This is a genomic window from Acinetobacter calcoaceticus (assembly GCF_900520355.1).
Taxonomy (GTDB): Bacteria; Pseudomonadota; Gammaproteobacteria; order Pseudomonadales; family Moraxellaceae; genus Acinetobacter; species Acinetobacter calcoaceticus_C.
In genome coordinates this window covers 3535518-3549704 of record NZ_LS999521.1, presented here as the reverse complement: position 1 = coordinate 3549704, position 14187 = coordinate 3535518, and the positions used below count along the sequence as shown (strand labels likewise).

Genomic DNA, 14187 nt, shown 5'->3' with positions numbered 1-14187 from the left:
GTAAGTGACACTTAAAGTTAAATTATGCTGTGTTTAAACCAACGTGACATAGTCAGATTCAGTTGTATAGTAATGAATGTTTATGATTTTGTGCATAAATTATGCAAGCAGGATATGAAATAAATGGGGATTCATGTTATTCAAAGTCAACGTATTGATGTGTTGTTGCAAGGGGTATTAGCGTCTACCTCCCAAGCTTCAACGCATCCATTACAGGTTTTGAAAACCCAGCATTTTATTGTTCCAAGTCCTGCGGTCGAGCAGTGGCTGATACAAAAACTTGCAGAACAGCAGGGCATGAGTGCCAATTACCAGTTTCACCAACGGGTACGCGGCTTCCAGTGGTATGCCTATCAGCAAGTCTTAACTGCGCATAAAGAGCAGGTTCGTAAAGCGAACATCCCACGTTTAATTTTTAAATGGCGGGTTCATCAGGCTTTGTATGAATTTATACAGCCTGACACAATTGGCATAGATACTTCACATCCTCTCCATTCTATTGTTCAGCGCATTTATGACAGCGCAGACCGGCTAGAGCAAGGCATAGATAAACAACTAAAAAAACAGAAAATGCTGTATTGGGTCGCTGAGCAGGTTGCCGATTTATTTAGCAACTATATGATTTATCGTGGACAGTGTCAGCGTGGTTGCGAGAATAGTTGTACGTGTCCGGAAAACTGGTTGTCTGCTTGGGGGCAGGGGCGAACACTCGATATTGAAAAATATATTGTGCAAAAAGATGAAGAGGTTACTGCTTTTGCATTGCATCAAACTCAAGAGTTAGAACGTTGGCAGCGTTGGTTGTGGCAGCAGCATTTTCATGATGACTTTTTGCAGATGCAGCAAATTGATGAGTTATTTTGGCAAGAGTTAGAGCATCCGGACCGCGATAAGCGCGCTATTTCAAGCTTACCTACTCAAGTGGTGATCTTTACCTTATTGGATTTACCACCAAGCCAGTTACAGTTCTTGCGCCGTTTAGGTCAATATATTGATGTGCTGATTTTGCACTATAACCCTTCACAAGAATATTGGGCTGATAGCGTCGACCCACTGTGGAAACAGCGCTATGACTTAGGGGTGAAAGAGCGGTTTATTGCAAAAAATCCAAAGGCAACTGATGCTGAAATTAGCGATTTCTTTAATAAATTTACACTCAACTTTAATGCTGAAGCACGTGAGTCTAGACATCCGCTTTTAACAAGATTGGGTAAGCAAGCCCGTGACCACTTCTCGCTATTATCAAATTTATCTACGGGTGAAGAGGGTAAGTGGATTGATGCTTTTGTGGATGATTTTCCTGAAAGTTTACTCGGTAAAGTTCAGTCAGATATTTTGTATTTAGTAGAACCTCAAGCTAAGCAATATGAGCTTGCTACAGACGATGACTCTATTCAGATCCATGTTTGTCATTCGACTTTACGTCAGCTTGAAGTATTAAAAGAGCAATTAATCTGTTGGCTAGCCAAAGCACATGAGCAGCCGCGTCGTCCAAATGATATTTTGGTTTTGGTTCCTAATTTGGTTGACATAGAACCTTTAATTCGAAGTGTATTTCCCGCTACTGCCACTGAGCAGGGTGTGCATTTGCCCGTGAAAATCGCAGGTGTTGCATCACTCGATGCACTTAATGCTTGGCGTGCCGTGATTGGGCGTATTCAACTGATGCAGGGGCGTTTTAGCTTTGATGATTTTGCTGACTGGTTAAGTTTGCATGCGACCCAACAACGTTACGAACTTGAATATGTTCAGGTTGAGCGAATTTTAAATTTACTTGCCGATGCAGGCTTTAAAAGAGGACTTGATGCCGAGCATCTCAAGCGCAGTTTGTGTGAAGGTGATGACGATTATCGATATAGCTTTAAATTTGCTTTAGAGCGATTGGCACTTGGTATTGCTGTGCCAGTACATGCCACATTTAATCAGGTATTGAGTTATGCCAAAGTTCAACCGGGTGATTTTGAGCTGATTGGTACACTCATTCAGATTTATCAAGATTTGAATGAGCGCCGTGATTGGTTAACCCTGCATGAACAGGGGCAAGTCTATACAGTTGAATATTGGCTTCAAGTGCTGGGTAAAGATATTGTTGAATTTGAGCAGGTGGGTATTGCTGCTTTAAAAGCTGTTCGGGAAGTTGTCAAAAAACAAGAACGAATGTTGACGCTCGCAAGTTATTACGCCGAGACAGAAACAGGAACTCTACGCAAAATCACTTTGCCACTGCCTTATATTATTGAAGAAATTCAACGGACCTTAGAAAGCCAAAGTGCACAAGCTGAACCGACTGGGCAGATTACCTTTGCCCAAATTGGACATATTCGGCCATTACCCTATCGCTTAATGGTGATGTTAAATCTTGATGCAGGGCAATTCCCAAACCGTGATACACACGTTCCATTTGATTTAATGGATGCATTACGCCAACAGTTAGGCGACCGCTCTCGTCTTGAAGATGATCAGGGTGCTTTTTTAGATGCGTTGTTATTAGCCCAGGACAATTTATGGCTGTTTTATAACGGATTTGATGTGAATGACGGTGAGGTCCGAGAACCTTCCAGTATTCTTCAGGAGTTCCGTGAACACCTTGCATTAATTGTGAAAGCTGAAGGTGAGCTACCTGAAAATGTAGTCGTTGAAGGGATTGAAATTCCATCCCAGTTACAACAACTGTATCACCTCCATCATTTACAACCCTTCGATCCGAAAGGTTTTACTGTAGAAAAAAGTGTTGTTCGTTACCAAGATCACTGGTTTAAGGTGGCTTCACAAATTCAGCAAGTCTCAGGAAATCGTCAACCTTGGGCGAATACGACTTATCCGCTGCAAGCGCCTGACATGTTGGTTTTAGAGAGCCAGCAATGGATACAGGACGTGACGTTCCCCGCACGGTTATATTTGAAAACTTTAGGGGTAGAAAACTTAGGAAGTGTCGGACTGCTCGACCAAAATGAACCTTTATTGTTAGATGGTTTAGGACGTTATGCGATTCGACATTTTTTACAGCAATCAGATCAACAAGCACAACCTGAAGCTTTGCTTGATCAATTGCCAGTAAGCAAAGTTAAATACAGCGCATGGCAGCAAGGTGTTTTTGAACAAGAATGTTTACTTGAACGCCTTCATCATTATGCACCAGCGGTAAGTGAAACAACCCAGCGAGTTTGGCGCATTGCCAAACAGCTTCATATGAATATTACTGTTCCAAAGTCTGAAACTCAGGATTGGGTCAGTATGGAGCCGTCGAGTGCTCGGGCAAAAAGACGTGCGAAAGTCTGGTTGGAACATCTACTTTGGTTGGCCTATCTTAATGAGGGAAGTGCTGGCGCTGAAAAACGCCGTATTGTAGTTTTTAGCGATCAAACCGTTATTTGTAGTGGCGTAAGCTCTGAGCAAGCTCGGCAATATTTACAACCATGGTTTAAAATCTGGCGTTATGCTCAACAACAGCCATTAGTCTTACCAGCAGCCTTATTATTAAAACCACTAGAAAAAGCCAAAGCATATCAGTGGGAAACAGCAAATCCGGCAGAAAAAACAAAACTGGATGAGAAGAGTTATGCTGAGCTGTTAAAATACTGGAATGAAACAGGGTCATTTACCACCATGGATATGACTCAAAATGAAGCTTGCAAGTTGCATCAAGACTGGAGCTTTATTTTACAAGAACAAGATGCACAAGCTTTGCTTCAACATGCTTGTGATGAGTTTGCATATGATCTGTATCATCCAGTTTTTCAATTTCAACATTCGGAGTAAGACATGAACTCAAGAGTACAGGTGTCTTATCAACCTATTATTGATATTGATTTTAGTGGATTGCACTTAATTGAAGCTTCGGCGGGTACGGGGAAAACTTATACTTTATCGAGCCTCATGGTTCGTATTTTTCTTGAAAAGTATTTGCCTCGACAAGTTATTGCGACCACGTTTACCCGTGCTGCCGCTGCCGAGTTAAAAAGTCGTATTCGCGCCCGTTTGGTCGAAACGTATCGTTATTTAGAGACAAAGCGCAGTTTTACAGAACACGAATTAATTACGCAGGCTGAGCAAGAGCCTGATTTGTTACTGCAACACATTTTAAAAAGCTTTGCGACGCGTATTGCTTATGCATGTGAACGTTTAAAACTGGTTATAGATCAGTTAGACGAGCTATTTGTTGGAACACTCGATAGCTTTAGCCAAAAACTATTACGTGAGTTTGCTTTTGAAAGTGGCAAAATTGAACGTGCTCAAATTACCGATGATGCCAAAACCTATAGTCGACAATTGATTCATGATGTACTGCGTGAATGGATACAGTCTCAGCCTCAAACCGTGATTGATGCGTTGTATCTGGCAGGTGAACTCAAGAGTGTTGATAGTTTTGTCAAACTAGTCGAAGACTCGCTTAATTTTAGTTCGGCTCATTTTAAACTTCCCGAAAAACCGACAATTCAATTTGAAAAACTTGCTCAGCTCAAACAGTTAGCCACAGAAATTGACTTAAGCCTTTTAGAGCACTATTACCAGCTCGATGGTGAACACTATAAACATGTGAGCGGTACAGTATTTCGAAACGGCGCTTTTAATAAACTATTTAGTGAATGTTTACCGCAGCTACTACAAGTTTTAATGCAAAGCGATAGTATTTTAGTTTTTGATGGGTCGCTATCAGCACAGCGTGAGCTTATTTTTAAGTTTTTAGGCCAAATTGCCGACCAAAAAGTTTTTAAAAAATGTCCGGCCGAAATTTCAGATGAATTCTATCAGCATCCCTGTATTCAGCAGATCCAGCAGCTGTTTGGTACCCTGAAAAACTATGCCGAGCAGTTCGACCAGCTTCATATTTATTTAAAAGCCTATTTGTGTGTTGAGGTGAAGAAACGTTTACCACAGGTTTTGCAAAATAAAGGTGAAACTACTTTTTCTCAGCAAATTCGAACACTGTCTGACGCTTTAAAGGGCGAGCAGGGGCAGCGTTTTGCTGTATTTGTTCAGGCGCGTTATCCCTTGATTTTGGTCGATGAATTTCAGGACACTAACCAAGATCAAGACGACATGCTGGCCAGCATTTGGCGCCATCCAGAGCGCTACAAAAAAGGCTGCATGATTATGGTGGGTGACCGTAAGCAAGCGATTTACGGTTTCCGCGGTGGGGATATGCTCACTTTCTTAAATGCCTATAAAGATATTCAAGCCAAACATGGTCGAGAATATAAATTGATTCATAACCATCGTTCTGTTGCAGATTTGGTTGAAGTGGTCGATGCCTTATTTCAACGACAAATTGACTTTGGCGAAGAAGTTCAATATGACTCAATTCGAGCAGGAACGCGGCCTCATCCTGCGCTGATTGAACACAACAATCATAATCAGCATCCTTTACGCTGGTTGATGCTCAAAGATAAAGAAACAGAGGCTCAGCAAGTTGCGTGGAAGATTCGGGATTTACTCAACCGTTCTCATGAGGGTCATTTATATTTTCAAAAAGATGCTCAGACTCAAGCCTTAAACGAAGATGATATTGCGGTATTGTCTCGTAATCATGATGGGCTGGATAAAGTTCAATTTGAGCTAGAGCGTTTAGGAATTCGGGTTAACCGACCATCGAAAAGAAGTGTTTTTGATTGCACAATTGCCCAAGACGTCGGTGCTTTGTTGACAGCCATACTTCATCCTTACGATGAGGCAAAAGTGAAGCGAGCTTTAATTAGCCGCCTGTTTGCCATGGATTTAAAACTGCTGTTGCAACTTGAGCAGACAGCAGAAGGTTTAAGCCAGTTCATGACTGGTTTTGATGGCATTAGAGAGTTGTGGTCCGCTCAGGGTTTTTTAGTGGCATGGCAACAATGCCTCATCCAGTTTGATATCTGGCAAAATTTGGTGGCTGCTCAAAGTAAAGATAATGAACGGGTTGTGGTGAACTTGCGTCATTTAACTGAAATTTTGAGTCAACACAGTGAGAAATACTCAGGGGCACAAAACCTCTATCATTGGTATCTCAAACAGTTGCGTTCTCCTCTTGACCGTGACTGGGAGCTAGAACGTAAATTGTCGAGTGAAGCTGGCGTTCAGCTCATGACAATTCACCAGTCAAAAGGGCTGGAATTTAAAATCGTTTTTTTGTTGGGTGCAGACAAGCCATTTCGAGAAAATAATAAAACACTGAATTTTTCGACCCAAGATATAACTCAGCCAGATTCAACTCAAACATTGACTCAACGTGTTGTGGCGATTGCTGACAAGACATATTTGAATGAAATTGAACTTAAGCAACACGAAGAGCGGGCACTCGCTGAACAGAATCGTCTTTGGTATGTCGCTTTAACGCGAGCAAGCCACCGTGTCTATGCACTTCTACAAGACGTCGATGGTAAATCGGTTTCAGGCTTAGCTTTCTGGAAAAATAGAACTGAGCCTTTTCAGCACCATTGCTGTACAGATGAAATGGTTTTGGAACAGATTCCGCAGGCAATTCATTTAGCTAAGCAAACCACTATTATTGAACTACAAGCACAACGTTTTCCTGAGCAACGTTTTTATTCACGCGGTAAAACCAGTTTCAGCTACTTGGCACAGCATTTAAAACATAAGACTGGCACAGATTTATTAGCGAGTCAGAGCAATGATGCTGTATTAGCAGAAGATGAGCTGGACTTGGTCAACACTGTTGAAACAATAAGTGCTCAGCCGATTGACTGGATCAAGAATAATTTTCCGCGAGGAACGCTTGCTGGTAATTTCCTACATGAAATTTTTGAGCATATCGATTTTCAATGTTCAGATGACTGGGTCATAGAAATACGTCGTCGTTTTAAAAATGACTATAGTAGTCTCTGGCTAGATTTACTCAGTAAATATAAAGAGAGCTTCCCAGAGGAAGAAGACACCGAGAATCTGCTTTATCAGTCAGTTGCACAGTGGTTGCAAGATGTTTTACGAACGCCACTCTATCAGAGCTTCAAATTGAACCAGCTTCAACCAGAACAGCATTTGTCAGAGTTTCCTTTCTATTTGGCATTGTCAGATCGGGTTTTAGCCATGACTCGTGTTCAACAGCTCTTTGCTGAGTATGGTTTGAATATGCCTGAATTACTTGAAGCTCGCTCAGCGCGTTACCTCAATGGTTCTATCGATTTGGTTTATTTTGATGGGCAGCGTTACCACATTGCCGATTATAAAAGTAATTATTTAGGTGATGATCTTGCAGATTATCGTAGCGATAGCATTGCTCAAAGTATGTCTTTGGCAAGTTACTGGCTACAGGCAGGTTTATATCTCGTTGCATTACATCGCTATTTGCAAGTCAAAATGCAGAATTACCAAATTGAGCAGCATTTAGGTGGGGCAACTTATCTTTATTTACGCGGCATGAATGGTGAAGCGGAGCAGGGGTATTATTACTGGCAACCTAGCATTGAGTTTATTCTGCGTCTTGATGCGATTTTAGGGTATTTTGCTGAGGATAAAATTGCATGAAAAATGCTGATAAAGTATGTAATTTTAATATTAACAAATATTTGGCATGTGGATAAACCTGTCTACAACCATGTGGACAAGCGTGTGGAAAACTAGGTGGATAAGTGTGTGGACAATTTAAATAGCCCTGAACAAGCCGATTTAAGCTGGTTAACAACGTGGAGTAACTTCTTAAATCAGGCTCCATTTACTGAGCAATCACAAGTGCCAGAAGCCACTTCTTATTTGCAGCAGCTTATTGAAGCGAGCTTACAAGGCGATAGCTGTATCGATGTCAGCCCAGAGCAAATTGCAGCACTTGGTCAACTTGCTATATCAGCCGATCAAGCGACTTCAAAAGTTGCACCATGCGTCTACGATGAGCAGGGGTTGGCATTATACCGATATTGGCACTTAGAGCAACGCCTTGCAGAACAAATTTGTCGATTAAAGCAACAATTAATTCAACCAGTATCTTGCGAAGACTATATAAGCCTACTTACAGACCCGCATCAGCAGGCAGCTTTACAAATGGTTGCCCGGCAGAGCCTGTGTATTATTACGGGTGGGCCAGGTACAGGTAAGACTTATACACTGGCACGTATTATTGCTGTGCTTGGGCAGGCGATCCCACATATACGTGTTGCGATGGCTGCTCCAACAGGTAAAGCGGCACAGCGCATGCAAGAAGCGCTACAAAACTCATTTAACGACCCTAAATTGCTTGAGTCCGGATTAATGAGTGAAGAGCTCAGAAATCAGGGAACGCAAACGATTCATCGTTTATTGGGAATGGGGCATGGGCAGATTCCTCGCTTTCATCAAAAGCAACCGCTTCCTTACGATGTGATTGTGGTGGATGAAGCTTCCATGCTGGATTTAAATCTGGCAACACTTCTATTTGAGGCTGTGCCAGAGTCTTGTCGAATTATTTTATTAGGCGATGCAAATCAGCTTGCTTCCGTCGATGTAGGTGCTGTACTGGCTGATTTGCAACAAATACAGGCACTAACCGACAACAGAGTACAATTACAAACCAGTCGCCGTTTTGCTGAAGGGGCGTTGATTGGGCAAGTTGCTAAATTTATTCAGGCACAAACCTATCAACAAAATCATGAAGTGGTTTTGCAGCAGTTTGAAATTGATATTGTTCAGGTTTCTGAGTTAAAGCCTATTGTTTTACAAAATGAAATGCCAGATGTGGTTCAGCTTGAGTATTTACCTGAAGGGAATCATGCAGAAGTCGAAATTTATTATCAGAAGCTCATGCTAGGTTTCCAAGGATATGTAAAGAGCCTAAAAAATTATTTAAAAGAAGAACGCTCGATTGAACAGGTTCAAAACGTAGTAAAAGCATTTGATGACTACCGCATTTTAACCGCGGTCCGTCATGGTCCATTTGGATTACAGCAGTTAAACCAATATGCGCAGCGCTGGTTGCAGCAGCAACTTTCAATAGTGACTGTGGGAGGGTGGTATGTGGGTCGTCCGGTGATGATAACTTATAACGACTATCAGCTTGGTATTTCAAATGGAGATATTGGTCTGTGTTTTGAGCATAGAACCCAGCCACAGCAATTTGAAGTATATTTTCCAAGTTTAAATAAATGGGTAGCGGCAAACCGACTACCTAAAAGTATCCAAAGTGCATTCGCTTTAACGATTCATAAGTCGCAAGGGTCTGAATTTACACATACTGCTGTCGTTCTGGATCAGGCTGCAAAGAATTTATTAAGCCAAGAGCTTATTTACACTGCGATTACACGCGCTAAAAAAGTAGTCAGTCTTTTAGTTCATCCAGAAGCTTTAGTTCAGGCATTTACAGTGCGTACTACACGAAAAAGTGGTTTAGTTCAGAAAGTTAATCGGTTAGTTCGTTAAGTCAAACTTAATATTTTTACCCTTGTAAGAAAAAGCTTACATAGATTCGAGATATTTGCTGCTAGAGTACACCCCACGTTTTTGAGATTATAAACGCACAACGAGCTTGGCAAGGAATGTCGGGCAAAATCGCACAATAATAATAACTTAAGTCGAGAGACTGCGAACTTACAATGAAGTAGGTGTATAAAGAGGAAACTTACAGCCGCTAAGCCTTGTAGTTTTGGGAGAGACTACAGGGCTTTTTTATATTCTCGATTTTATTTACTTCTAAAAACCTATCGGAAAAATTCGGGTTCAAGCGCCTATTTAGTGTGATTTCTTTATAAAATTTATATCAATATATTTATCTATAATATGATTTTTAAACAGCCATTTTTCCTGTGAATTGTTAAGTTATATGTTATACAGAACTGTACGTTAAAGGTTAAAAATGGTTATTTGCCAAATATTAGACAGACCTGTACGTTTTCGCTTACATGATGATAAGAAAAATACTACTTTTCTTCATAATTGGATGTGTCACAATACATCACATAAGGAAATAGAAACAAAAACAACGGAAGTGAGTTAAAACAACAAGAAGGATGTGACTAGCATCTCACCAACGATAATAAAAACAGAAATAACACGATAAACAAAAACTACAGCGCAAAAAACCCAAGCAGAAATGCTTGGGTTTTTTATTTGCTTTTACACTAAGTTAGTTTCATGAGAGTCACTACCAAACAAAGATCGGCGTTGATCTCTAGGGATGCGGGGACATTGCGTTGAAATCTGATAAAGCACGTTGGCTAAAGCAGGGAGATGTGTTCCCACTACAGATTTGCCCGTTGTTAACAAAGACACACTAATATCTCTTTCAGGGTCGGCCCAACATAAAATATTGGAAAACCCTAAATGTCCAAAAGCTTGTCCCGTCATTGGACCAAAAAGACCTACAGGGTTACTACCTAACATTGGTCCTAAGGCATAGCGCATTGGAATTAATAAAGTACGATCAATGTTAACGCCTGTGGTCGGCAGTGTTGCCCTGAAAATCGTTTTCTCACTGAAAATTTGCTGACCGCCATAGCTTCCTCCACTTAAAAGCATTTCAAAGAAGCGTCCAGCTTGTTCTGCGCTGGTATAGATATTTCCGGCAGGGCAAATTGTGTCCATGAAACGGTTGTCGTTAGTGACATCAACTGCAAGTTGCAACCCCCCACCTAATACATGGTTCAGGTAGTGATCGGTACCAAGGCGAGGGTGTAGACCCGTTGCACAGTTTAAAGCAACCTCTGAGCGGTATTCTGGTTTTAAACCATAATTGAAATAAGGCATTCCCATCGGTTTTTCGATAGTTTGATGCACAAATTCACGTAAATCTTGCCCAGTTACCCGTTCAATCACTTCTCCTAAAATATAACCTGCCGTAACAGCATGATAGGCAAGATGATTACCAGCAGGAGACACTGGTTTGGCTGCATATAAACGTTTTAAAATTTCATCTTTATCAAATAATAGTTCGGGCGTGACATCGCCATCAATATAGGGAATGCCGCCACGGTGTGCTAATAAATGAAAGATGGTTGCACGGCGCTTACCGTTAACACCATATTCAGGAATATAGTAGCTCACAGGATCAAGCAAATTGATTTCGCCTTTTTCATCTAATAGATGAATTAGCATGGCGGTGATCATTTTTGATGCTGAAAACAGGCAAACGGGCGTATCTGGAGTTGCAATCAAGGCATTCTCTTGTAGTCCTGCTGGAGAGTTCCCTTGGGCATATCCAATGCTTCTGTTTAGCAAAATTTTACCTTGTCTGCGTAGGCAGAAGGTAATGAGTGGATAATTTCCAGTTTTATATAGTGCTTCTACACTGTTCCAGATTTTTTGAATCTGGCGTTCAGTCATTCCACCTTGTTCAGCAGCAACTTCATCTTGACGACGAATAACTTGCTCAATATTGTCCGGAACTGGACAAGTGTTGGTTGAAAAAATTTTCACACGTCCCTCGCGCTTCTTTCTTTTTATTCAAAGCTAGTGTGCAGGGTTAATATGCCCATGTCAGTGTCTAAAATGACAAGTTACTGAAAACTATTTTGCAATCCACCTATAGATACCTTAAAATAGACAACTTGCTGTAGTGATGCACGGCAGTCAGTTGCCTCAACTGATTCATATCGTTTACTTTTTTAAGCATCTCGGAGAAATCGAATGGCTTTAACTAATGCAGACCGCGCAGAGATCATTGCTAAATTTGCTCGCGCTGAAAACGACACTGGTTCACCAGAAGTACAAGTAGCTTTATTAAGTGCTCAAATCAATGATTTACAAGGCCACTTTAAAGCTCACAAACACGACCATCATAGCCGTCGTGGTTTGATTCGTATGGTTAACCAACGTCGTAAATTGCTTGACTATTTAAATGGTAAAGACCACGGTCGTTACGTTGCATTGATCGGTGCTTTAGGTTTACGTCGTTAATTCGATTTTTACTTTGTTTTCGCTATTTCGCATGTCGCAATGCTTTATCGCTGAAAAGAGAGTTTCACTTAATTTTAGGTTAAGTGATGTTTAGAGAAGGGGCGCTTGTGCGCTCCTTCTTTGCGTTTAATATTATTTAAAATTTTTGCCCTAGTGTGATGGCTTCTAAGCTTTGTCATTTATCTACCAATAGTTGTAGTCTGAATGCCAAACCTTAGGGGTCTCACTAGAATAAAATTAGGAAAATACAATACATGTCAATGTTTAATATCGTTCGTAAAGAATTCCAATATGGTCAACACACTGTTGTTTTAGAAACAGGTCGTGTTGCACGTCAAGCAAATACAGTTTTAGTTACAATGGGTGGCGTAACTGTTTTAGTTGCAGTTGTTGCTCAACCTAAAGCAAAAGCGGGTCAGGACTTCTTCCCCTTAACAGTTAACTATCAAGAAAAACAATATGCTGCGGGTCGTATCCCAGGTGGTTATGGTAAACGTGAAGGTCGTCAGTCTGAAGCTGAAACTTTAATTTCACGTCTTATTGACCGTCCAATTCGTCCATTGTTCCCAGAAGGTTTCTATAACGAAATCCAAGTAACAGCAACTGTTGTTTCCTCTGACAAAACTATGGATGCTGACATTGCTGCAATGATCGGTGCTTCAGCTGCAATGTCAATTGCAAGTGTTCCATTCCGTGGTCCAATTGCAGGCGCACGTGTTGGTTTAATCAACGGCGAATATATTCTTAACCCAACCCACGAACAATTGAAAGAAAGTGACCTTGACCTTGTTGTTGCGGGTACTGAATCTGCGGTACTAATGGTTGAATCTGAAGCGAAAGAACTTTCAGAAGACCAAATGTTAGGTGCTGTACTTTTCGGTCATGACGAAATGCAAATTGCTGTTCAAGCAATTAAAGAATTTGCTGCTGCTGCTGGTGCAGTTGAATCAACTTGGGTTGCTCCAAGCAAAAACGAAGCTCTTCTTGAGCAATTAAAAGCAGCTTTCGAAGCTAAAATTTCTGAAGCATATACGATTGCGGTTAAACAAGATCGTTATGCAGCACTTGATGCACTTTATGCAGAAGCTGTAGCTCAGTTCGTTCCTGAAAATGACGAAACTGGTATTGCTGACGAAGTAAACGAATTATTTGAAGACCTTAAATACCGTACAGTACGTGACAACATCTTGTCAGGTAAACCACGTATTGATGGTCGTGATACTAAAACTGTTCGTGGTATCGACGTTCAAGTTGGTGTATTAGACCGTGCTCACGGTTCTGCATTATTTACACGTGGTGAAACTCAGGCATTAGTAACAACGACTTTGGGTAATACTCGTGATGCATTGATGGTTGATACATTGTCAGGTACGAAAACTGACAACTTCATGTTGCACTACAACTTCCCTGCATATTCTGTAGGTGAAACAGGTCGTGAATCTGGTCCTAAGCGTCGTGAAATCGGTCATGGTCGTTTAGCACGTCGTGGTGTTCAAGCAGTTCTTCCTGCTGCTGACCGCTTCCCGTATGTTATTCGTATTGTATCTGACATTACTGAATCTAACGGTTCATCTTCAATGGCTTCTGTATGTGGTGCGTCATTATCACTTATGGATGCAGGTGTTCCACTTAAAGCACCAGTTGCTGGTATCGCAATGGGCTTAGTGAAAGAAGGTGAGCGTTTTGCAGTACTTTCTGACATCTTAGGTGATGAAGATCACTTAGGTGATATGGACTTTAAAGTAGCAGGTTCTGCAAACGGTATTACTGCACTTCAAATGGACATCAAGATTGAAGGTATTACTGAAGAAATTATGGAAGCTGCATTAAACCAAGCATTTGCTGGTCGTATGCACATCCTTAATGAAATGAATAAAGTCATTTCACGTGCTCGTCCTGAAATCAGTGCTCATGCACCGACATTTGAAGTCATTAACATCAATCCAGACAAGATCCGTGATGTTATTGGTAAAGGTGGAGCAACGATTCGTGCCATTACAGAAGAGACCAAGGCTGCGATTGATATCGAAGACAATGGTACAGTTCGTGTATTTGGTGAAACTAAAGCTGCTGCTCGTGCTGCGATTGCAAAAATTCAAGCACTTACTGCTGAAGTTGAACCAGGCAAAATCTATGATGGTAAAGTAATCCGTATTGTAGAATTCGGTGCGTTTGTAAATATCATGCCGGGTACTGATGGTCTTCTTCACATTTCACAAATTTCAAATGAACGTATTGCGAATGTAACTGATGTTCTTACAGAAGGTCAGGAAGTGAAAGTACAAGTTGCTGATGTTGATAATCGTGGTCGTATTAAATTGACTATGAAAGATATTGAACAAGCATAATTGTTCTAGTGACATGAAAAAGTCCGCTTGATGCGGACTTTTTTTA

General features: G+C 41.1%; 6 protein-coding genes. 5 read left to right on the top strand and 1 reads right to left on the bottom strand.

The genetic code is table 11. The features are described 5' to 3' along the window. Positions 1 to 123 precede the first annotated feature (123 nt). The 3 genes from AC2117_RS16970 (at position 124) to recD (ending at position 9321) form a co-directional block, all read left to right on the top strand. A complete protein-coding gene (locus tag AC2117_RS16970) occupies positions 124 to 3759 on the top strand; it encodes an exodeoxyribonuclease V subunit gamma (protein WP_133975640.1) in 3636 nt (1211 codons plus the stop codon). A gap of 3 nt (positions 3760 to 3762) precedes the next feature. Beyond that, the gene (locus AC2117_RS16965; protein ID WP_197730945.1) at positions 3763 to 7461 is read left to right on the top strand and encodes a UvrD-helicase domain-containing protein; all 3699 of its coding nucleotides are present in this window, start codon (positions 3763 to 3765) and stop codon (positions 7459 to 7461) included. A gap of 108 nt (positions 7462 to 7569) precedes the next feature. Beyond that, the gene (gene recD / locus AC2117_RS16960; RefSeq protein ID WP_133975638.1) at positions 7570 to 9321 is read left to right on the top strand and encodes an exodeoxyribonuclease V subunit alpha; all 1752 of its coding nucleotides are present in this window, start codon (positions 7570 to 7572) and stop codon (positions 9319 to 9321) included. A gap of 693 nt (positions 9322 to 10014) precedes the next feature. Here recD and AC2117_RS16955 read toward each other — a convergent pair. Further along, on the bottom strand, positions 10015 to 11313 hold the full coding sequence (locus AC2117_RS16955) for a serine hydrolase domain-containing protein (RefSeq protein ID WP_133975636.1): 1299 nt from the start codon (positions 11311 to 11313) through the stop codon (positions 10015 to 10017). Positions 11314 to 11523: 210 nt separating this feature from the next. On the opposite strand from AC2117_RS16955, the gene rpsO reads away from it, so the two are divergent. Further along, on the top strand, positions 11524 to 11793 hold the full coding sequence (gene rpsO, locus AC2117_RS16950) for a 30S ribosomal protein S15 (RefSeq protein ID WP_042894554.1): 270 nt from the start codon (positions 11524 to 11526) through the stop codon (positions 11791 to 11793). Positions 11794 to 12053: 260 nt separating this feature from the next. Beyond that, entirely contained in the window at positions 12054 to 14141 is a 2088-nt protein-coding gene (gene pnp / locus AC2117_RS16945) for a polyribonucleotide nucleotidyltransferase (RefSeq protein WP_171253655.1), read from the top strand. Positions 14142 to 14187: the final 46 nt, after the last annotated feature.

What these genes read in the sequence shown, in the direction of transcription:
- pnp (WP_171253655.1), top strand. Translation starts at nt 12,054, where the DNA reads ATGTTTAATATCGTTCGTAAAGAATTCCAATATGGTCAACACACTGTT.
- AC2117_RS16970 (WP_133975640.1), top strand. Translation starts at nt 124, where the DNA reads ATGGGGATTCATGTTATTCAAAGTCAACGTATTGATGTGTTGTTGCAA.
- AC2117_RS16965 (WP_197730945.1), top strand. Translation starts at nt 3,763, where the DNA reads ATGAACTCAAGAGTACAGGTGTCTTATCAACCTATTATTGATATTGAT.
- rpsO (WP_042894554.1), top strand. Translation starts at nt 11,524, where the DNA reads ATGGCTTTAACTAATGCAGACCGCGCAGAGATCATTGCTAAATTTGCT.